Genomic DNA, 21,713 nt, shown 5'->3' with positions numbered 1-21,713 from the left:
GCCTTACATAACAAACAAACTATAGATAATTCTCAAAACGAAACCCTTGTGCTTGCAAACCCTTGCATATTTTTTCGCCTATCTCTGTTTCTCTTGCATTGCAAGTTCCATCTTCCCAACCTTCTCCATCAAAAGGAGTGAATAAGGAAATTTCATATTCTGCACTTTCTGTACTACAATTTTTTGTACGATATGCGCCTACGGACTGTAGTTCATCATTTACGTAGAGAAAGTTTTTAGTGCAATATTCTACACCATTCTCATTCCACTCCCCGCCGGAAAGGTCCATAATCTCTTCTCCGAGACCGTTTCCCCCTTCCATAAAATTTATTATTTGTTGTTTTTGCATATACTTCAGCATGGTCAATGCTTCTGCCACGCGTGATTTTTCTACCGCTATAGTATATTTTGGCAGTGCTACCGCAGACAAAATACCTATAATCAACACTACGACTAACAGTTCTATCAAAGTAAAACCTCTTTTCATTTTTATCTCCTTTTAAACGTATTTAAGACTAATCAAACAAATTTTAATATCAGACTATCCGGCTCGACCCCAAAATTGTAGCAAAAAAGATTTAGCTAAACTCTGCTTTTTTCTGGGCAATGAGAAAACGCAAGTATAAGCGTGCTGTAGTGCCAGATATATAAATACAAAGAAACGGCAAAGGACTTAAATTCGGAAAATGCTTGAGTACAAAAGCAACACAGGGCAAAACGGAAAGTTTTACCCTGTAGATGCAAAATATTAATAACCGAACAATCCTTTCTGCTTTATTTATACATGGGGTAGAAGTATAGCCCCATATACACCGGATTATCTACAAAACCTTTTACCCGATCTCTCATCGCCCACAAGCCCGTAGGGTGAATGGTATAGATTTGCATAGCATCTTCATAAGCGATACGGTGCAACTGCTTGTAGAGCGCCACACGTTTCTCCGGATTAGTTTGTACAACGGCTTTTTTGACTAAATCTTCTGCTTTCGGATTTTTATATCCTTGAGAAATAGCATAGCGGCCGTCCCCATGCATAAAGGCAAAGTAAAAATTATGCGCATCTGCATAATCTGCCACCCAACCGCGCACCCATACCGGCATTTGACGAGAGATAGTTTTCTCCAAGAAAGAAGCCCACATTACACCGCGCACATCTACTTTAAATTTGGGGTTTAACTTTTCTATATTTCTTTTCAACATTTCAGCAGCAATTTGCCGTTGTGTACTGCCGTTATTGTAGGTAATGGTAAATACAAAACCTTTTTCCCACACTTGCCCACCCCAGGCTTTTCGCAAATGTTCTTCGGCTTTTTTCAAATCAAATTCATAATGAGGGTCGGCATCATCATAATGAAGCAAGCCTTCCGGTGCTGGGCCATAGGCACGCGTCCCTCTGCCGTTTAAACTTTCATCTAAGAAAGAATCATAATCAAAGGCATAAGAAAACCCCTTTCGCACATCTTCATCGCTAAAGAAATCAGCCGGAATGCCTGCACCGTCCAACTTACCGGAGCCTACGTCCGGGTTTGCTTTTGTATTAATATCCAACGTAAAGAAAATCACCGGATCGGTGCGTAAACGGGGCAAATTGTCGTACACTATCACCCCTTCTTTGCCGCGAAGTTGATCGGCAAATTGAGGCTGAATCTCAGAAATATCAACATCGCCCGTTTCCAGCATTAAGCGCAGCATGCTGGCTTCGGTCACTGTCATCATATGAATATTTTTAATGGAGGCAGCCCCTTCAAAATAATCCTCATGGGCAGCCAACTGCAAACGGCGAGCGGAATTATCCCAACGAACCAATTTAAAAGGACCACTGCCGTTCATGTGATCAAAAAGATAAGAGTTTTGCTTTTCAAAATTGTTAAAATTTTTCCATGTTTCTTCTGTTCCGTCCCAACCGCCGTTTCGCACGACCCATTTTTTCGGCACGATATACCCCCAACGGGCAATCACTCCCAAAAAAGGGGCAAAAGGCTGTTGTAAATGAATAATTACATTATTCTCTTTTATTTCTATGGCTTTTTCGGCTTTTTTAAAATCCAGAATTATTTCCCCTTTTTCATTACGCGTAGAAGTAATGCCCAAAATTGGCTCCAACAACAAACTAGACGGCCCGCCGGAAATATCCGAAATCATAAAACGCAAAAGAGAATAACGCACATCTTCGGGGGTAAGTTCCGTTCCATCATGAAATTTAATTCCTTTTCTTATAGGGAATGTATACGTTAACCCATCTTTGGAAATGAGTCCGTTCTCCACTGAAGGCACTTTTTCAGATACGGAAGGCAAAAAGTCCGTCATGGAACTACCGTTAAACTTAAGCAAAGTATCATATACATTAATCATCATGCCTTGCGTGACACCGTCATAAGAATATACCGGATCTAAAGATTGCATTTCTCCGGTATGTGCCACCACAAGCGTCTGCTTATCATCTTGCTTTTGGCATGCCTGCAAACAAAATAACCCTAATACTACGATTAATACTTTTTTCATTTTTTCCTCACAATATATGCTAAGCCGCGCTTGCGCACCAGCCACGCGCGGGCAAATTCTTCCGCATTGTAGTAGCGGATTACTTCTTTGGTCAAAGAAGCCGCCGGATCGGCTACCCGTATTTTACCGTCATTCCAACCACAAATTAACACCAAATGTCCGGGAGTTTGCCGTACGGCCGAGCCTTGTAATTCTCCTCTCTTAAAAGCAATACTAGCCAACACTAAACTGTTTTTATTTACAAATTCCTTTAATTGACTCAACCGCTGAAAACGTGTCACAAAAGCATCTGCCCCTTTTTGGCAAGCATAAGCAGTATTAAAAGTCCAATTCCCATAAATAGCGGCTTTTTCATCATACACTGACTCCGCCGTTTGCAAAGGGTCAGCTGCAATGCCCAACGTGTTTAAAGCCATCGTCAAAGAAGTTGGGCTACACAAACGCACTCTATCATTTTCTGTCACGTTTAAACGCATTTGAGAAATGGGCTTAACTTCTATTTCTTTTTTCCCTTCCGGCAGCAAAGCATCGCAAACATCATATCGCGCTTGTGCATCGGTCAAGCATACCGTCACTTTAGGCAAAGAAGCCTCCCCCCCAATCGTCAAACGAAAGCGATAGGCTTGAGCCGGTTGTTTAAGTTGCAAAACGTCTACACATACTTTGGCAAATTCGTCTTCTTGTTCATCAAAACTATGATTTAATTTTTGGGAATAGATAGCCAATTTGTAAAAAGGGCTCCACTGTTCATTTTGGCAAATCTGCACCTCACTCATCAGCCAGTCTTGGCCCTTAGCGACAAAATCTACCGATAAAACAAGAGAAGAAAAGGAAACAGGGGATTCTAAAACAGGAGACAAGATGATATGTTCCGCCCCGTCCCCGCTCAGTTCATAACCGCGGCACGGACGGTGAGAAAAGGTAAGGTATGGCAGTTTGACTGCTGCACAATTCATCTCAAAACCTAATACTAAAAATCGGGGCACCGAGACTCGAACTCGGAACCTTCCGCTCCCAAAGCGGACGCCCTACCATTGGGCCATGCCCCGTAAAATTTCTAAAAAAAAATGCGCCCATCAGGACTTGAACCTGAAACCGGCCGATTATGAGTCGGCTGCTCTAACCAATTGAGCTATAGGCGCTTAACTAACTTTATTATAACAAATTACGCATTAGCTTGGCTAAAAAAACAATGCCCCTTGCACCTCTCCTCTACAAATGGTAGAATGTACATGTTAATCCGGGATGGTGTAATGGTAACACGAATGTCTCTGGAACATTAATTCTAGGTTCGAATCCTAGTCCCGGAATTTTTTATCACAAAAAGTAAGTTGATTTACTTGCAAAAGGGAACTAGATTTATTAAAGCCGCCGCGCAGATTGCGGCGGCTTTTTTCATAGAGGCTTTTATGGAAAACACAACAAAACCCACAGAAAAACATAATAATGCATTAGATGGCATCATTGCCCAACGCTACGCCGAGGCCGAAGAACTGAAAGCCGCCGGTATTAATCCTTATCCCAATCACTGTGACAAAACGCACACCTGTGCCGAAGCAAAACAAGCCGCTGAAGAAGCCGAAGTCAGCACCGCCGGCCGTTTGGTACAACTTCGCTTGATGGGTAAAGCCGCTTTTGCTCATTTGCGCGATTTTTCCGGCAAGATTCAACTTTATATTGCCAAAGATAATTTAGGCGATCAAGCCTACACCTTTTTCAAAAAACATATGGCCGTAGGAGATTTTGTATCCGTTAAAGGACATATGTTTGTGACGAAAACCGGCGAAAAGACCATTAAAGCCAGCCACTTGGAGTTAATTTCCAAAGCCATTCGCCCCATGCCGGAAAAATTTCACGGTTTGCAAGATACGGAAGTGCGCTTTCGCAAACGTCATTTGGATTTAATTGCCAATGAAGACGTAAAGGATATTTTTGTCAAACGCGCCAAAATCATTTCTTCCATTCGCCGCACATTGGAAGACAAAAACTATTTGGAAGTAGAAACCCCTGTTTTAACACCGGATTCTGGCGGTGCGGTAGCTCGTCCGTTCCAAACATACCACAACGCACTGAAAATGCCGCTTCGTTTGCGCATCGCTTTAGAGTTGTATCACAAACGTTTAATCGTGGGCGGATTTGACCGCATTTATGAAATCGGGCACATGTTCCGCAACGAAGGCATCGACACCACCCACAATCCTGAATTTACCATGATGGAACTGTATCAAGCCTACGGAGACGTAAACACGATGGCCGATCTGTTTGAAGAAATCGTGGGTAATGCCGCCAAAGCCATCGGCGTAGAAAAGGTGATGTATCGCGGTCAAGAAATTAACTTGGTCCCGCCGTTTAAGCGTTTATACATTCCCGAAGCGTGGAAAGAAACCTTCGGTCAAGATATTCACGAAGTGTTAGACGGGCGTCAGTTCAAACGTGAACCGTTGGCTAAGTTGGCCAAAGAGCAAGGCATTTCTTTCTCCGCTGCCGACCCCGACAGTAAACTTTTTGACGAATTGTTTGAAACCAAATTGTTAGCCGGCTACAACTGCCCTGTTATTGCGTTGGACTATCCTACCGCAGTCAGTCCGTTCAGCAAAACAAAACCCAACGATCCCGAATTGGTGGAACGCTTTGAGGCTTTTGTATGTGGTGGAGAATTGGGCAATGCTTATACCGAACTTAATGACCCTGCCGACCAATTGCAACGTCTGAAAGATCAAGCCGTAGCCAAAGCCAAAGCGCAAGGCGAAGATGCTGAAAATGCCGACATTTTAGACGGTGATTACATTGAAGCCTTAGAATCTGGCATGCCGCCGACGGGTGGTATGGGCATCGGCATTGACCGTTTGGTCATGTTGCTAACCGGACAGGATTCTATCCGCGAAATTATTTTCTTCCCCACACTTAAATCATTAAGTGCTGAAAAGGAAGAAGAAAAATAATTTTTAAACCCCCTGCTGATTGGCAGGGGGTTTTAAGATTTCTTGTAAAATATTTATTTATTAAATACAATATTTACAAGCCGATTAATTTGACACGCATAAATTTTCCCCCTCGGATGCTGGCCAATGATTGGCTTATGGTGGGGCAATACTGGTAAAGGTTTCAACCTTATGCCTTTGGGGGGCCACCCAAGTTAATCGGTTTAAAATAAGGGTTTAAAAGGAGTCTGGACTGAGGCGGAAAGACAGCAAATGGAGGACGCGGCATTAAATCTTCCTACCTTTTAAGCCTTTTTTCTTGAAAAATTTCTCTTTATTAAATCCTCTAAGGGTAGAGAAAGGGTCGTTTCTCAATAACAAGTGTTCATGCAGCGCCCCACACTTACCGCTTAGGGGCTTTTATTTTTTCATTACTCTTTCAATCCCCTTTTTACATAATACGGATCAAAATCTGTTCCTTAGCCAAAGACACCTCATATTAAGTACAATATATCTATGAAATTTCAACGATTTATAGCTACGCGTTATATGCTTAAACGCAAAGGACTTTTTGCCATTATTACCACTTTAATCGGAATAGCAGGGGTTAGTGTGGGAGTGGCGGCCCTGATTACCACTTTAGCCGTAATGACCGGATTCCAAACCGATATTAAAGATAAAATCGTCGGGGCGCAGAGCCATATTTTAGTCTTTGGTCGTATGGCGGCTGAAGTTTATCCGGAAAATATAAAAAAAGTAGAGGCCTTGCCCGAAGTAGTGGGAGCGGCCCCCAATGTTTACGGACAAGCCATTATTTCGCATCGAGGGCAAAGCATCGGAGTAGTTATACGAGGCTTAATCCCTGAGCAAGAAGCCAAAATCAATAATTTGAACAATTCTTTAGTGGAAGGTTCTTTCCGTCCTTCAGACTGGGAAGAAGATGCCCCCTCCCCCCTTGTGTTAGGTACGGAATTAGCCGGCAACATCAATGCTTTTGTAGGTGATGAAGTGGTGCTTATTTCTCCGCAGTCTATTTCCACCAGTGCAGGTATGTTCCCTAAAATGAAACGCTTTCGTGTTAGTGGTCTTTTGCGAACGGGGTATTATGAATTTGACAATACCATCGCTTACGCGCCTTTGTCCGATGCCAGTGACTTTTTAGGTCTTAAACAAGGGGTCACCGGTATTGCTGTACGCTTAAAAGATATGAACAAAGCCGAAACGGTGGCCAAAGAAATTCAAGAAGCTGTAGGATATGGATATGCTGTACGCACTTTTGCCCAAATGAACAGCACCTTATATGCTGCCCTGAAATTGGAAAAGGCCGTTATGTTTATTATTTTGTTTCTCATTATCTTGGTGGCTTCTTTGAACATCGCGTCTAATTTGATTTTGCTCGGCACCGAAAAACTGCGCGATATCGGCATTATGCGTGCGTTGGGAGCCAGCCCTAAAATGATACGTGGTATTTTTATGTGGGAAGCCATGATGACTGCCACCGTAGGCATTGTGTTAGGAGTAGGGCTTGCTTTGCTTTTATGCTGGGTCATTGCTACATTTAATATCGTAGAACTGCCGGGCGATATTTATTATTTAACTAAAGTGCCGGTACGCATACAAACGATGGATGTGCTGGCTGTTATTTTTGGCAGTTATTTAGTCTGTTTCTTTGCGGGGTTATATCCGGCAATCAAAGCCTCCCGCGTAAATCCAACGGATGCAATACGTTATGGCTGATATTATTGAGATTAAAAATTTAACTAAAATTTACGGACAAGGCAAAGAAAACTTGTGCGTATTACAAGATGTTTCTCTGTCCATTGCCGAAGGTACTTTTGTAGTACTTTTAGGCCCCAGCGGAAGCGGAAAAAGCACCCTGCTGAACTTAATAGGCATGTTGGATAAACCCACTACAGGGCAAATTTTCTTTCAAGGGCAAGAAATTACCGCCATTAAAAGCGAATCCAAACGGTCTGATTTGCGCTTAAACAAGATGGGATTTGTCTTTCAATTTGACGGATTATTGCCAGAGTTTACTCTCTTGGAGAATGTATCTATGCCCGGTCTTATGAACGGAAAAGACAAGAAAAAACGTGCCCAAGAACTTTTAACCAATTTCGGCATCGGCAATATCAGCCACAAAATGCCGGCGGATTTAAGCGGCGGTGAAAAGCAACGCGCAGCCATTGCTCGCGCTTTATGCAATCGCCCTGCCTTACTTTTGGCAGATGAACCCACCGGCAATTTAGATGTAGCACGCAAAGAGCAGGTCTTTCAAGATTTTGCCGCTTTGGCCAAAGACGGTTTAACAATTCTCATGGTCACCCACGATGTACACGCGGCCCACTTTGCAGATGTAGTCTACACATTACAAGACAAAAAACTTATCAAAACGAAATAAGTTTCCTATCAAAAAACCCCGCTTAAAGCGGGGTTTTTTTAAAGAGCGATTTTTAATTTGCGCGACAAGGCTTTTAATATGCTCTTATCCCGCTTCTCTTGGGGCAGAGTTTCAAGACCTTTAAAAACCCATTGTTGCGCTTGGGCCGTATCCGGATTAAAACCAAAAATCTCCAGATAATTCATAAACTCCACCATTTTAACGGCCGTATCTAACGATGTAGGCGAGGCAAAGAATTGCTTTGCATAAGCAACCAATCGCTTCTGCGCCACCTGATTAATCTGCTCTTGATTAAGAGACAACCCCAACGTGCGGGCATCGTCCATTAATTCCTCTAAGGCATTAATATCAATAGGATCTTTTTCCAATTCAGCCTTCAAATCGGAGGTAAGCACAAAATCGGCCACCGTATTAAAAGCAGGCGGAAGCGGAGCTCCTATATATTTTAAACCGCGTACTGTCGGGTATTGTTTTTCAAAAATACGGCCAAATTCTTCCGACGTTATTTGAGAAATACCCTCTAATACTTGGTCCACCACATTACGTTGGGCATCTTTAAAGAAAGAAGTAAAAGGATACTTCTCTTTAAAATATTGCTCAATTTGCTGGTGCAGTTGCGCAGGCATTTCTTTTTGAGCCGTTTCTTTTAACAACGCAAAAACATCTGCCTGGTTGATATCTTCTCTTTGGCCGGCTCCACACGTCAAACGGGTTTCACCCGTCTGGCAAACTGCAAAAACAATATCGTTTTCTTCCAACGTAATACGGTTTTTGAGTTTCATGTTTCCTAAGCACAAAATCCCATCTTTGAAACGAATTTGTTCCCGTTGATAATCCAATATATCGCAACAATAAGATTGAGAAGGGGCTTTTTTCTTGGCAGGTAAATCTTGCAATACGGCCTGTAAAGCAATTTTACTTGCAGACATAGCAGAAGGCTTCACAAACCGCTCATATACCACCGCCCCGTTTTTAAAATCTTTGATGTTGCTGGGAGCAGCCTGCAACATTTTAATAAACTGCGGTTCCAACTCGGCACCACCCATTTTGCGGTTTAACTCTAAGGCGCGTGCTGCATACTGCAAAATTTGCACCGTTTCTATACCACTGATTTCATCAAAAAACCACCCACAGCTGGTATACATCAGCATACAATGGCGCTGCATTTCCAAAAGTTTGAGCGCACCGCTGCGGTCATTCCATGCTTTTTCCGTAGCATGTTTTAAGAAAAAGCGATGTTGAGCATCTAAACTTCTGTCTAAAATCAAATCAATATAATCATTACGCGCCGCCCAAGGGTCTTTGAAATACTCCGCCCCTTTGGTCTGAAAGGTTTTAGCCATTTCATCTCGGATAAAGTCTAAGGCTGCACGCAAAGGACCGCGCCATTTTTGATTCCAGCCGGGTTTTCCGCCGGAATTACAACCGCAGTCAGAGCGCCATCTCTCTACTCCATGAAAACAACTCCAAGAGGTATTTTCAAAAATCTGCGCTTCATATTGAGGTGGAAATTTTTCTAAAAATTCACCGTATATCGTAATATTCACATCCGGTTTTTCTTTGACAAATTTCAAACAATACGCCAAAGCCATTTCCGCAAAATGTTGGTGATGGCCATAAGTTTCTCCGTCTGTAGCGATATGCATTAACTGCGGTTCTGCAACGTTATTATATGTGCTGAGCAACCGACCGGCAAAGTTTTCTCCGCTTTTTAATGTATCGGAAAAAGCAATCCCCTGCGAAATCGGCCCATCATAAAAGAATAATGCAATTTTACGCCCACTGGGAAGCACACACAAATAGGGACGTTTGGGGTCTACCTTAGCACCGGAAACATCGGTCCAATTTTTTTCTCCGATTTTGCGCACGCGCGCACATTGACCGGGAGCCAAGATAACATATTTCATGCCATGTTCAGCCAAAACTTCTAACGTTTCGGTATTACAAGCCGTCTCCGCTAACCACATTGATTCCGGCTCACGTCCAAAACGTTTTTTAAAATCAGCCAGTCCCCACTTTACTTGCGTTTCTTTATCACGCGCATTGGCCAGCGGCATAATCATATGATTATACACTTGCGCAATCGCAGAGCCATGACCATTAAAATGCTGTTGGCTTTTTTTATCTGAATTTAAAATAGCCTGATAAACTTGAGGTGTATATTCTTCCAACCAAGACAATAGAGTAGGGCCAAAGTTAAAACTGATATAAGAATAATTATCAATTAAATGCGTCAGTTCCCCCTTCGTATTAAGTACGCGGGCAGAAGCATTCGGGCCATAGCATTCGGCCGTAATGCGTGCATTCCAATCATGGAAAGGAAAAGCGCTATCCTGACGTTCTACAGTTTCCAGCCAGGCATTTTCGCGCGGAGGTTGATAAAAGTGTCCGTGAATACAAAGATATTTCATATATATACTTATAGCAATTAATACACCTGTTTTGCACATTTCTACGCCGAAAAAACACTTGATAAATTTGGTTCTAATCTTTATACTATAGGTAAGTCATCGCATTTTCAGACGGGACGAGGTGAACTATGAAAAAAACTTTTATCCTAGATACAAACGTTTTACTCCATGACGTTAACTCTTTGTATGCTTTTGAAGACAATCACGTCATTATTCCTATGGTTGTTATAGAGGAATTGGACACTTTTAAAAGTGAAGGGGACAATCGTGGCAAATGTGCCCGTATGGTATCGCGTGAGTTAGATGCTTTGCGTGCCAAAGGACGTTTGAATGAGGGTGTGCCTCTTGATAATGGCGGAACCCTTAAGATAGAGCTGGATAAACCCGGCATTTTACCGCAAGTTTTTTCCATCAACAAGTCCGACAATTCTATTTTAAACATTGCCTACACAATGGCTAAAAAAGAGGGCTCTTATAAAAAAGACCAAAGCCCCGTAATCGTAGTCACCAAAGATATTAATATGCGTTTAAAAGCGGAGGCCTTAGGTCTGCAAGCGCAAGATTATACCTCCGACAAAGTAAATTTAGATGAACTCTACACCGGTGTAGCGGAAGTGGAAGTGGACAGCGCGCAAATTGATGCTTTTTATCGGGATAAAAAACTTCCATTGAAAGAAGGATTATATTTTCCCAATGAATTTTTGATTTTAAAAGCCAATGACGGCAGTAAAAAATCTGCTATGGGACGCGTGTCTAATCATGGAGAATTTTGCTTAAGACCGCTCTCCTCACAAGAGCCGATGGCATGGGGCATTAAACCGCTTAACAAAGAGCAACGATTTGCGATGGAACTCTTGCTTGATGACAGTTTGGATATTGTCACCTTAGTAGGTACAGCAGGCACCGGCAAAACATTGATTACCTTAGCCACCGGATTGCAACGCACGATGGACGAAAATGCCTACAGACGTATGGTGGTGTGCCGCTCCATTGTACCTGTGGGAAAAGATTTAGGTTTCTTGCCCGGTACCAAAGAAGAAAAGTTAGAGGCATGGATGGGTGCTATTTATGACAACTTGGCTTTCTTGGCTGACCGTAAAAATCCTGACGAGGGAGAAGAAAAAGCCCATTATCTCTTAGATAGCGGCAAAATTGAAATTGCCTCTGTCACTCACATGCGCGGACGCTCTTTACCGGGACAATACATGATTGTAGACGATGCGCAAAACCTCACTCCGCACGAGATGAAAACTATTCTTACGCGTGCCGGAGAAGGCACTAAAATCGTGGTGACGGGCGACCCGTATCAAATTGATACCCCGTATTTGGATGTAGAATCCAACGGCCTTACCTATCTGGTGGACCGCCTCAAAGGACAACCCTCTCATGGGCACATTACCTTTACCAAGACCGAGCGCAGCCGCTTAGCAGACTTGGCCTCCAAACTGTTGTAAACAGTTTTATCACAAAAAACACCCCGCCAAGTTGACGGGGTGTTTTTATATATTCGATATTACTCTATATAATAACAAGAAGATCCTTCCCCACCACAAATACAAGAAACTCCGGAACCATACGATGAAAAACCTAGATCTCTACAACCGTCTCCTTCACAAAGTCTCATTCCGCTATCTCCAATCGCCAAATAAAAGGAAGGAGATTTTTTATAATATGCATAAATGTGTGCACCGGATTGCGCACCTGAACAAGTGGGCAACGTATAACCAAAATAAGCAGAATCTTCTACCTCTATTGCCAAATCAGAAACTCTATGTCCAGAAGTAGTAGAGCCCTCATTTTCCATACAAAATACTTGTTGGGCTTTTTTTAAAGCACTTAAGTTTGCCCACGCTTCTGCTGTTCTGCTTTTAAGCACCGTCTTTTGATATTGCGGTAATGCCACCGCAGACAAAATACCGATAATCAGTACCACTACTAATAATTCAATCAGTGTAAAACCGCCGATATTGCCTTTACATTTGTTTTTTATCATAAAATCCTCTTTTTATATCATATTTCCCAACGAATAAAATTTATCAAAAAAAATCAAGCCCTGTCAAATTCTCTCCGTCGGGAAACAACCCATCAATAAAAAGCCTTTTTGCTTACGTTTTGCCAATGAAACCCGATACTCTGCGCATCGGGTTTCTCTTGTACTAATCGTTTTAACCGAAAAACTCATTAATGCAAGCCCAATTTACATTGATGGTCTTTTTCGTAATGTTCCACCGCCGCTTTCTCTCTGTCTTTATATTCTCCGGTACGACGAATTAATTCATCAAAATCAATCGTACGTGCAGGGAACATCGGGCCATCTACACAGGCAAAGCGCACTTTCCCCTCCACCGTCACACGGCAACCGCCGCACATGCCTGTACCGTCTAACATAATGGGGTTTAAACTGGCATACGGCTCAACACCTAACTCCAACATTAGTTTAGCCGTAAATTTCATCATCGGGATCGGCCCAATAATAAAACCTGCATTTATTCTTTCCCCCTGCCCTACTACGGATTTAAGCACATCGGTCACCATGCCTTTTTGTCCATGAGAGCCATCATCGGTGCAGGGCAAAATAATATCAGACACTGCCTTCATTTCCGGTTCCAAAATTACCAAATCTTTACTGCGCGCCCCTAAAATGGAAATCACTTTGTTGCCGGCTTCTTTCAAGGCTTTGGCGATGGGATATACTTCGGCAATACCCACTCCGCCACCCACTACGGCCACTGTGCCGTAGTTGGCAATTTCCACCGGTGTACCTAAGGGACCCAAAATATTTAAAAAACGATCCCCTTGTTTTAAAGAGTTAAACATAAAGGTAGATTTACCGATAGATTGAATAATCACGGTAATCGTGCCTTTCTGCGCGTCCCAATCTACTAAGGTGACGGGCACACGTTCTCCGCCTTCTCTACCGCGCAAAATAACAAATTGGCCCGCCTTAGCCGCTTTGGCGATAAGCGGTTTATAAATAACAAACTTGACCACTACTTCATTAAGTTGTTCTTTGAGCAAAATTTCATTTTCTTGCATTTTATTTTCTCTCCAAATATTCATTGATTTTGCCCGCTGCGGCAATACCGTCATTCATTGCCAAAAGCACCGTAGCTCCGCCGCGAATAATATCTCCACCAGCAAACACACCCTCCAAAGAGGTTTCCCTTTTTTCGTTTAAAGCAATAACTCCGCGCTCGGTTGTTTTTAAATCCGGCGTTGTTTTGGTAATAGTAGGGTTAGGACGTTGACCGATAGCCACAATCACCGTATCGGCAGGCATCACAAAGTCTGATCCAACTATCTCTACCGGACGGCGACGTCCCTTTTCATCAGGTGCGCCCAACTCATTGCGTGTAAAACGCACTCCTCTCACGTGTCCGTTGTCATCTTTGACCATTTCTTTAGGCGTCACCAAATATTCAAATACCACACCTTCTTCTTGGGCGTGTTCCACTTCGGCGGCACGAGCAGGCATTTCCTCGCTACTTCGGCGGTACGCAATCGTCACCGTTTCCGGAGCCAAGCGCATCGCACACCGCGCCGCGTCCATAGCGCTATTCCCTCCGCCTAATACTATCACGTTCTTGCCCACTTTAATCGGCGTATCGGTTTGCGGGAATTTATAAGCCTGCATCAAGTTTACGCGAGTTAAAAATTCATTGGCGCTGTAAACGCCTACGGCATTTTCCCCTTTAATGCCCAACATCATCGGCAGTCCCGCCCCTGAGCCGATATAAACAGCATCATACTCTTTTAAAAGTTCAGGCAAGGTAATAGTCGCCCCTACCAACACATCTGTTTTAAATTTCACACCCATTTGTTGCACCGTTTCCACTTCTTTATTAATTACTTCACGCGGTAAGCGGAAAGAAGGAATCCCATAACGCAACACACCGCCATAAGCATGCAAAGCCTCCAATACGGTGACGTCATGTCCGGCGCGGCGAAGCTCGGCCGCGCAAGCCAAAGAAGACGGACCCGAGCCGATACAAACCACTTTCTTGCCCGTATTTTCAGCTGGTGTAGGCGGTTTCAAAAGGCCTTGCGCGCGTGCGGTATCGGCCACAAAACGTTCCAATCCGCCAATATTAACAGAGCCGAATTTAGCCTTAAGCACACAGTGGCCTTCACAATGTTTCTCCTGTGGACAAACGCGGCCACAAATAGCCGGCAAAAGGCTGGTTTTCATAATTTCACTGGCAGCACCGCCGATATCACCTTCTTTAATCTTAGCAATAAAAGCCGGAATATGAACTCCGACAGGACAAGAATTTTGGCAAGGGTGCGTAGGGCAATTTAAACAACGCTCCGCCTCTAACAAGGCTTCCTCTTTAGTAAAAGTATGGGCTACTTCTTCAAAATTATTTTTGCGCACAGACGGCTCTTGCTGATGACCGTTTTGGCGCGGGGCTGACGGATTGGGCATATTTTATCTCCTAATCTAAAAAAACAGTGGGAAAAATACAAAAAATCCCGTATATTTATTATAGTATATTGAAAAGACAAAGATTTGTTATACAATATATAATAAAATAGCAAGATAGGAGGGGTTATGTGCAATAAACATGGAGAAGGATTGGCTACTTTTGTATTAGGTGCTTTGATTGGCGCGGCGGTGGGAGTTTTGTTTGCGCCCGCAAAAGGGGAAACTACTCGCAAAAAACTCAAAAAATGGGCCGAGAATGCCTATGAAGACGGCAAAGACGAATTTTTGTCACACACCAAAGATTTAAAAGCCAAAGTACTTGGCCATGCAGAAGAAGTAAAAGGCAAAGTATCCCAAGCCAAAGAGGCTTTGGCCGAACGGGCAGGCGCTTTGAAAGAACGCTTTGGTGAAAAAGCTGAAGAATTCAAACAAATTGCGGAAGAAAAAACTGAAGACTTGCGCAACAAAGCCGCCGACGGCCTGGAAAAAGCCGCCAAAAAATTAAGATAACGGCTGAATAAGTTTATAAAAAAACACCCCGCCAATTGACGGGGTGTGTCATTTACCAACAATAAGATCCGTCTCCCATGACAAAACCTGTCGTTTTACAAAGTTTTTCCGCTTCTTCGGTATCATAGTCACAAATCATTTGTTTATCAACCCTAATAAAACAAAGACTATTATTTAATTTTTTATAATAAGCTGCTGGATTGCCATACGGTGAGCCTAAAGAGTACAAAAAATCTTTTGTTTCGCTGGTCCAATCATCTGTAGATGTACCGGGAACTTCAATACTTAATTCAGAAAGATTTAGATTTGATCCTACATTATCATCACAAGAAGAAAATCCTTTTTCCAACATCAATAAATCACAAGCATCATAAATACTTTTTAAGACGGTTGCACCTTCAGAAAGTCTCGCTTTATGCACCGCTTTGGTATATTGCGGAAGCGCAACCGATGACAATATACCGATAATTAACACCACTACTAAAAGTTCTATCAAAGTAAAACCTTTTTTCATTTTTCTCTCCTTTTACATGGCTTTAAGACCCAACAAACAACACGTAGAATTTGGGTCTGAGGGCAACACTGAAATTGTAGCAAAAAAAAAAAACAAGTCAAGTCTTTTTCTTTTTTCCGTCGGAAAAATAACTAAAAAACACCGCGTAAAACATAAAGTTTTACGCGGTGTTCAAAAAACAAGCAACTGCAAAACCTTTTATTCCACTTCATTCTCCGTTTCAGGCTCTTCGGTGGCCGGCGCCACCCCCATAGACGACATCAACATCTCTACTAACCTAATATCGCTGGGGTACTGCACCAACTCTCTTGCTTTGGCCAAAGAGACCCAACGAATGGCCAAAATTTCAGACGCGTCATGCTTGCCGATACGGCCCAATTTTTTCATCAAGTACCATTGCACCATTTTTTTGATGTAATTACCTTGAAACGTAAATGCATATTTCACACGAATCATCGGACGAACGATAACGGCTTTATAACCGGTTTCTTCCAACACTTCACGCAACGCGGCCTGACGGGGCGTTTCCCCCGGTTCAATATGCCCTTTGGGAAACGTCCAAATTTTTCGGCCTTTCATGTTTTTGACTTGCACAAGCAACACTTTGCGCCCGTCCAAAATCACGCCGCCGCAAGAAAATTCCGAAACAATCATAATGCTTTCTCAAAATGATAAGCTGCGTTAAGTATTTTTTCCTCTTGCAAAATAGGTCCGTATAATTGCAAACCTATCGGCAAGCCCAATTTATCTTCTCCGCATGGAATGCTGATGCCAGCCAGTCCGCCCATATTGCCTTGGCAAGTGTACAAATCAGCCAAATAAACAGCCAGCGGATTATCTTTATGTTCTCCCAAGTGAAAAGCCGTCGTAGGAGAAGTAGGTGTCAAAATAATATCTACATTGGCAAAGGCTTTTTCAAAATCTTTTTTAATCAGTTCCCTTACTTTGAAGGCCTGCATATAACATTCTTCAAAATTTTCAGATTTTAAAGCCGTAGCCCCGATGATAATTCTCTTTTTGACTTCTTCGCCAAAAACGGAACGGTTTGACTCGTAATTGGCATTTAAATCTGTGGCTTGATCATCATTATATCCATAACGCAGTCCGTCAAAACGGCCCAAATTAGAGCTGGCTTCGGCACTGGTGATAATGTAATAGCAAGAGGCAGAATATTTGGCATGCGGAACATCCACTTCCACAACTTCTGCACCCAATGTTTTAAATTTTTCCGCTGAGGCTAAAATTTTCTCTTTTACTTCCGCACCCAAGTCATCTAAAAATCCTTTGGGCATACCTATTTTTAAACCTTTCAGATCTGCCGTAAAATTTTGGCTAAATGCGGGTACTTCATTTTCCAAAGAAGTGGAGTCATTTTCATCTACTCCGCACAAAGTTTCCAAAACTAAGGCCGCCCCTTTTACATCAGAGGCCAGCACGCCCACTTGGTCAGCGCTGGAAGAAAACGCCACCACCCCATAACGCGATACGCGGCCGTATCCCGGCTTAATACCGACAACACCGCAGAAAGAAGCCGGTTGACGTACAGAACCGCCTGTATCAGTGCCCAAACAAGCAGGCACCATACCGGCTGCCACAGCGGCGGCACTTCCGCCGGAACTTCCGCCTGGAACACGGTCAAAATCTATCGGATTATGCACAGGGCCATACACAGAAGTTTGATTGCTGCTACCCATAGCAAATTCGTCCATATTGGTACGCCCCACAATTACGGCATCGGCCGCCAGCAACTTTTCCACCACCGTTGCGTTATACGGAGCTACATAGTTGGCCAACATTTCAGAACAGCAAGTAGCCTTGTGGCCTTTGTATAAAATATTATCTTTAATGCCAATCGGCACTCCGGCCAATGGTCCCAATTTTTCCCCTTTGGCACGACGGGCATCTATTTCGTCGGCTCTTTGCAAAGCCTCGTCTGCCCACACTTCTACAAAAGCATTAATTTGAGGGTTTAATTCTTTTATTTTTTGCAAAGCATCTTCTACCGCTTTACGCGCGCTTAAAGTGCCGGCTTGTACGGCTTGAGCAATTTCAAAAACAGTTTTCATATTAAAGCACCTTCTTCACTTTAGCACAGTGCCCTTCCTGAGCACTGAAAGCACCCACCAATTGTTCAGACAAAGCCTCATCGGTGACAGCAACGTCCGGACGTAAATAAGCCGCACGTACGGCAGCAGACGTTTGCACTTGGCTTACGTCTACTTCAGAAAGTTGTTTTACCCAAGCAAAAAGTTCTTGCAGTTCGGCCTGATATTTTTGGGCCTCTTTTTCAGTTAGTGCCATTTTGACCATGCGTGCGCACGTCGTGGCGTGTTTTTCATCTAATCTCATTTTGAAAGACTCCTTTGAAATTACATTTTATATAATAATTTTGAAGTTGACTATACCAATCAAGGAGGTGCCGTTATGGGATGCGGATGTGGATGCGGTAAAGACAAAGATATCGGCAAGAAAAAATAACCCGCACAGGGTTGCGCTGAACATATACGGAGGCAAAAAACTATGAACAAAGATTTCAAAAAAACACAACCGGGCGCCTTGCCGGTAAACGACCAATTGCAGGACGGTGCTTGCCATAATGGCAAGCCCGTCAATACGCACTTTGCGCTGTCTGTAGTGGCGGTGTGTTTATCTTGTTTTACAGGGTTTTTTGCCATTCCGCTGGCGTTGGGGGGGCTGATCCTTTCTTTGCGCGTACAAGATCAACTGGCGCAAGGACGGACGGAGGAAGCAAGAAATACTGCATTTTGGGCCGGCTTGTTCGGGTGGATTACCGTTTTGGCGGTATTGATACCCGTTCTCTTATTCATTTTCTTCGGGGGTGCAATATTAGCTGGTCTGGCGGCTCTAATCAGCGCTTTGTAAATCTGGACGGAGATTTACCGAAACAAAACCCCACGTCATGACGTGGGGTTTTGTAATGTTTAACTTTTACAATATTTCCAGCGGAGCAAACTTGAGCATAAATGTCCGGCTTACGCGATTGTTAAACACCACCGTAATTTTGCAATTATCGCCTGAACCGGCCACTGCCGTAATCGTTCCTTCGCCAAAGGCCCCATGTTTCACTTTTCCCCCCACGACCACCGTCTTGCCATTTCCTGCAGTAGTGGAAGTACCTTTTTCTTGTTTAGGTGCGGCGGAGGCGTAAGAGGAACCGGTAGGAAACTGCCGGCGATTGTCAGAAGACGAAAAACCTCTGCCGCCATAAGAAGAACCGCTGGCATACAAAGAACCTAAACCTGAAGAACGCTTGTAAGAAGAAGATGTATAATCTAAATCATTGTCTTGCACCTCATAGCCGTGTTCATCATATTTTTTTTGGAATTGGCTACGGCTGACAAAACCCTCAAATCCGTTATAACTACTGTTGCTGCGGCCCGTACTGCCCTGATAGCCGCTTTTATTTTTACTTCCACCGTAAAAACCGCCGCCTTGCCCATACAAGCCGTATTTGGTTTTAAAATTATCGTAGCGGGGTTGGCTTTGCTCAAATTGCTCGCGGTCTTCTTCACTCAAAAGCCCGCTCTCAAACAAAAAACGTGACGGTATATTTTCATACGTTTTACCGTATTTACGACGTTGGGCCGAATAGGTCATGAATAGTTTTTCCCGCGCGCGAGTCATAGCCACATAACACAAACGCCGTTCTTCTTCCATTTCATCACTATCATCACGGTCTAAAGGAAATAGATTTTCTTCAAGACCCGTCACAAAAACTCCGTTAAACTCAAGCCCTTTGGCCAAGTGTACCGTCATTAAAGTGACGGCACCGCCCTCGCCCACTTGGGTTTCATCTGTACCCGTTAACAAAGAAATTTCTTGCAAGAAATCAGATAAAGAGGCCTCTTTGTCATACTTGGCGCAACGGTCTTCATACTCTTTTACTGCGTTCATCAATTCGTCCAAGTTTTGCAAACGACTTTCGGCTTCGGGGTCTTTTTCTATCTCGGCCTCGATCATTTTGGTATAACCGGACGTCTTTAAAATCTTATCCATTACATCTGTAGGTGTGGCGATAAACATATCCGCGCGCCACCCTTCCACCAAACGTACAAATTCCACTGCCGCACGTCTGGCCATCGGTGTTAAATCCGGCACACTTTGCACTGCTTTTAGTGCCCCATACAAAGAAAGTCCGTTGGTCTGCCCATACGCAAGCAAGCGTTCTTGCGCCGTCTTACCCAAACCGCGCGTCGGTGTATTGATTACACGCAACAGACTAATATCGTCATGCGGATTAATCAGTAGCCGCGCATAACACAGGATATCCTTAATTTCTTTACGGTCATAGAAACGTACCGTACCGATTAAACGGTAGGGGATTTGATAACGACGGAATGTGTCTTCAAAATTACGACTCTGCGCATTGGTACGATAAAAAACGGCTATTTCATTTAGCGAATATCCCCCTTGCCCCACCAAAGCCTTCACATTTTGCGCCACCCATACGGCCTCTTGTCCTTCGGTGGCAGATTGATGTACTTCGATGTCATCGCCATGTTGTTTGTCTGTAAACAAACTTTTTTCTTTGCGCTTGCTATTTTTGGCAATCAGTTTATTGGAAGCATCCAAAATCACTTTGGTAGAGCGGTAGTTTTGCTCCAACGTAATGGTTTTGGCGTCATGAAAATCTTTTTCAAATTCCAAAATATTGCGAATATTCGCACCACGCCAAGAATAAATGCTTTGGTCAGGGTCTCCCACTACGCACAATTTGCGGTGCTTTTCAGCGAGCATACGCGTAATGAGGTATTGGGTATGGTTGGTATCCTGATACTCATCGACTAAAATATATTGGAAAAACTGTTGGTAATACTCCCGAATGTCTTGGTGATCGCGCAAGAGTTGCAAAGTTTTAACGAGCAAATCACCAAAATCCAAAGCTCCTGCCTCTTTGAGTTTTTGCTCATAACGTTTGTAAATCTCAGCTGCGCGGATTTTAAAATCTAATCCGCTGGCTGTGGCGGAAGTGGAAAGCATTTCCGGAGAAATACAATCGTCTTTCGCACGAGAAATCAAACTCACAATTTGACCTGCTTCTTTTTTAGGGTCTTTGACGCCCATTTGTTCTAAAAGCAAGGTGACGAGTTTCTTTTGTTCATTATCGTCATAAATAGCAAAATCACGCGTAAGTCCCAATTTTTCTGCGTTTTGGCGCAAAAGACGTACACCGAAAGAGTGGAATGTGTGAATCCATACATTGCGGCTTTGACCCGGCACTAAAACTTCCACACGATCCCTCATTTCTTGGGCGGCTTTATTGGTAAACGTCACCGCCAAAATGCGGTACGGTGCATACCCATCGTGAATAAGTTTGGCAATTTTGGTGGTTAAGGTTTTGGTTTTACCCGTACCGGCACCGGCCACAATTAAACAAGGCCCTTCATTGTAATCTACGGCCGAAAGTTGCTGCGGATTTAAAGATTTTAAAGCTTCTTGTATGGTCATAAGAATTTAGTTTTAGCAGGGGCAGCTTGCACCACTTGCAAATCCATTAGTTTTTTACCGAGGGTTTTACCCCATACACTTTCACAAATGGAAAAATATAACACAATCATACTCAAAAACAATAGTACGATTCCTAGCATTATGCAATAATCAAGAGTATTCATACGACGATCAAAAATAATGATAGCTTGCAAAAATAACCCTACCATGATACATGCGGTCGTCACAGGAATGGAAAGTAAAAAATCTATCCCATATGCTTTCAATAATTTTTTTACGGATGGCCGTCGGTTCCCCTCGAGCACTTCTATACACAGCACTCTCTTCCCAAGAGTCTTTTTCCACAAGTATTCACTCCACACAAAATACGATAAGTTAGGAATAAAAGCGCACATTGTAAGAACACAAAAAAACACAGAAGCGCCATTTTTACCAATTAATGCTTGAGGGAAACATGCCTCAAAAAGTTTCCACATTAACCAAGTGGCAAAAAAAGTAAGCACAAAATCGACCAAATATGCACCAAATAACCGCCAAAAATTTGATTTCTGCATAATTC

General features: G+C 43.2%; 17 protein-coding genes, 3 tRNA genes and 2 pseudogenes. 7 read left to right on the top strand and 15 right to left on the bottom strand.

The genetic code is table 11. The features are described 5' to 3' along the window. Positions 1–19: 19 nt before the first annotated feature. From IKL48_05200 to IKL48_05180, 5 genes are all read right to left on the bottom strand, one after another. Complete coding sequence (locus IKL48_05200) at positions 20–493, bottom strand: prepilin-type N-terminal cleavage/methylation domain-containing protein (GenBank protein ID MBR3604048.1); 474 nt, start codon at positions 491–493, stop codon at positions 20–22. 281 nt (positions 494–774) lie between these two features. After that, positions 775–2,502, bottom strand: a complete 1,728-nt coding sequence (locus IKL48_05195; protein ID MBR3604047.1) for an ABC transporter substrate-binding protein — start codon at positions 2,500–2,502, stop codon at positions 775–777. Next, entirely contained in the window at positions 2,499–3,458 is a 960-nt protein-coding gene (locus IKL48_05190) for a C39 family peptidase (protein ID MBR3604046.1), read from the bottom strand. The genes IKL48_05195 and IKL48_05190 overlap by 4 nt, the downstream gene beginning before the upstream one ends. 21 nt (positions 3,459–3,479) lie before the next feature. Then, positions 3,480–3,551 (bottom strand) — tRNA-Pro (locus tag IKL48_05185). Positions 3,552–3,570: 19 nt separating this feature from the next. Further along, positions 3,571–3,644, bottom strand: a tRNA-Ile gene (locus tag IKL48_05180). A 97-nt stretch (positions 3,645–3,741) separates the two neighbouring features. On the opposite strand from IKL48_05180, the gene IKL48_05175 reads away from it, so the two are divergent. From IKL48_05175 to IKL48_05160, 4 genes are all read left to right on the top strand, one after another. Continuing rightward, positions 3,742–3,812, top strand: a tRNA-Gln gene (locus tag IKL48_05175). Positions 3,813–3,911: 99 nt separating this feature from the next. Further along, positions 3,912–5,444, top strand: coding sequence for a lysine--tRNA ligase (gene lysS / locus IKL48_05170; protein MBR3604045.1), 1,533 nt, complete (start codon positions 3,912–3,914; stop codon positions 5,442–5,444). Positions 5,445–5,939: 495 nt separating this feature from the next. Next, positions 5,940–7,160 carry an ABC transporter permease gene (locus IKL48_05165; protein ID MBR3604044.1) on the top strand — a complete coding sequence of 407 codons (1,221 nt, stop codon included), beginning with the start codon at positions 5,940–5,942 and terminating at the stop codon, positions 7,158–7,160. Further along, positions 7,153–7,824: an ABC transporter ATP-binding protein gene (locus tag IKL48_05160; GenBank protein ID MBR3604043.1), complete on the top strand. Its 672-nt coding sequence runs from the start codon at positions 7,153–7,155 to the stop codon at positions 7,822–7,824. Before IKL48_05165 ends, IKL48_05160 begins: the two co-directional genes overlap by 8 nt. Before the next feature lie 38 nt (positions 7,825–7,862). Here IKL48_05160 and IKL48_05155 read toward each other — a convergent pair whose 3' ends face one another. Continuing rightward, a complete protein-coding gene (locus IKL48_05155) occupies positions 7,863–10,235 on the bottom strand; it encodes a DUF3536 domain-containing protein (protein ID MBR3604042.1) in 2,373 nt (790 codons plus the stop codon). 128 nt (positions 10,236–10,363) lie between these two features. Between IKL48_05155 and IKL48_05150 the strand changes: the two genes are divergently transcribed. Continuing rightward, on the top strand, positions 10,364–11,689 hold the full coding sequence (locus IKL48_05150) for a PhoH family protein (GenBank protein MBR3604041.1): 1,326 nt from the start codon (positions 10,364–10,366) through the stop codon (positions 11,687–11,689). Between the two features lie 395 nt (positions 11,690–12,084). Here IKL48_05150 and IKL48_05145 read toward each other — a convergent pair. The 3 genes and pseudogenes from IKL48_05145 to gltA all read right to left on the bottom strand — a co-directional run bounded on the left by IKL48_05145 (position 12,085) and on the right by gltA (position 14,661). After that, a pseudogene (locus tag IKL48_05145) lies at positions 12,085–12,228 on the bottom strand (prepilin-type N-terminal cleavage/methylation domain-containing protein). Between the two features lie 188 nt (positions 12,229–12,416). After that, on the bottom strand, positions 12,417–13,271 hold the full coding sequence (locus IKL48_05140) for a sulfide/dihydroorotate dehydrogenase-like FAD/NAD-binding protein (GenBank protein ID MBR3604040.1): 855 nt from the start codon (positions 13,269–13,271) through the stop codon (positions 12,417–12,419). 1 nt (position 13,272) lies between these two features. Beyond that, positions 13,273–14,661 (bottom strand): NADPH-dependent glutamate synthase, encoded by a 1,389-nt coding sequence (gene gltA, locus IKL48_05135; protein ID MBR3604039.1) that lies wholly within the window; start codon positions 14,659–14,661, stop codon positions 13,273–13,275. Between the two features lie 126 nt (positions 14,662–14,787). On the opposite strand from gltA, the gene IKL48_05130 reads away from it, so the two are divergent. Further along, positions 14,788–15,171, top strand: coding sequence for a YtxH domain-containing protein (locus tag IKL48_05130; protein ID MBR3604038.1), 384 nt, complete (start codon positions 14,788–14,790; stop codon positions 15,169–15,171). A 397-nt stretch (positions 15,172–15,568) separates the two neighbouring features. On the opposite strand, the pseudogene IKL48_05125 reads toward IKL48_05130, so the two are convergent. The 4 genes and pseudogenes from IKL48_05125 to IKL48_05110 form a co-directional block, all read right to left on the bottom strand. Continuing rightward, positions 15,569–15,685, bottom strand: a pseudogene (locus IKL48_05125) (prepilin-type N-terminal cleavage/methylation domain-containing protein). A gap of 198 nt (positions 15,686–15,883) precedes the next feature. After that, positions 15,884–16,339, bottom strand: coding sequence for an NUDIX domain-containing protein (locus tag IKL48_05120; protein MBR3604037.1), 456 nt, complete (start codon positions 16,337–16,339; stop codon positions 15,884–15,886). Then, a complete protein-coding gene (gatA, locus tag IKL48_05115) occupies positions 16,336–17,751 on the bottom strand; it encodes an Asp-tRNA(Asn)/Glu-tRNA(Gln) amidotransferase subunit GatA (protein MBR3604036.1) in 1,416 nt (471 codons plus the stop codon). Before gatA ends, IKL48_05120 begins: the two co-directional genes overlap by 4 nt. A 1-nt stretch (position 17,752) precedes the next feature. Next, positions 17,753–18,034 (bottom strand): aspartyl/glutamyl-tRNA amidotransferase subunit C, encoded by a 282-nt coding sequence (locus tag IKL48_05110; protein MBR3604035.1) that lies wholly within the window; start codon positions 18,032–18,034, stop codon positions 17,753–17,755. Between the two features lie 171 nt (positions 18,035–18,205). On the opposite strand from IKL48_05110, the gene IKL48_05105 reads away from it, so the two are divergent. Further along, positions 18,206–18,568, top strand: a complete 363-nt coding sequence (locus IKL48_05105) for a hypothetical protein (protein ID MBR3604034.1) — start codon at positions 18,206–18,208, stop codon at positions 18,566–18,568. Between the two features lie 66 nt (positions 18,569–18,634). Here IKL48_05105 and IKL48_05100 read toward each other — a convergent pair whose 3' ends face one another. Both IKL48_05100 and IKL48_05095 read right to left on the bottom strand, forming a co-directional pair. Then, positions 18,635–21,154, bottom strand: a complete 2,520-nt coding sequence (locus IKL48_05100) for a UvrD-helicase domain-containing protein (protein ID MBR3604033.1) — start codon at positions 21,152–21,154, stop codon at positions 18,635–18,637. Continuing rightward, entirely contained in the window at positions 21,151–21,708 is a 558-nt protein-coding gene (locus IKL48_05095; GenBank protein ID MBR3604032.1) for an RDD family protein, read from the bottom strand. Before IKL48_05095 ends, IKL48_05100 begins: the two co-directional genes overlap by 4 nt. Positions 21,709–21,713: the final 5 nt, after the last annotated feature.

This window comes from Elusimicrobiaceae bacterium, assembly GCA_017520185.1.
Lineage (GTDB): Bacteria > Elusimicrobiota > Elusimicrobia > Elusimicrobiales > Elusimicrobiaceae > Avelusimicrobium.
This window is presented reverse-complemented; position numbering and strand designations above follow the sequence as displayed.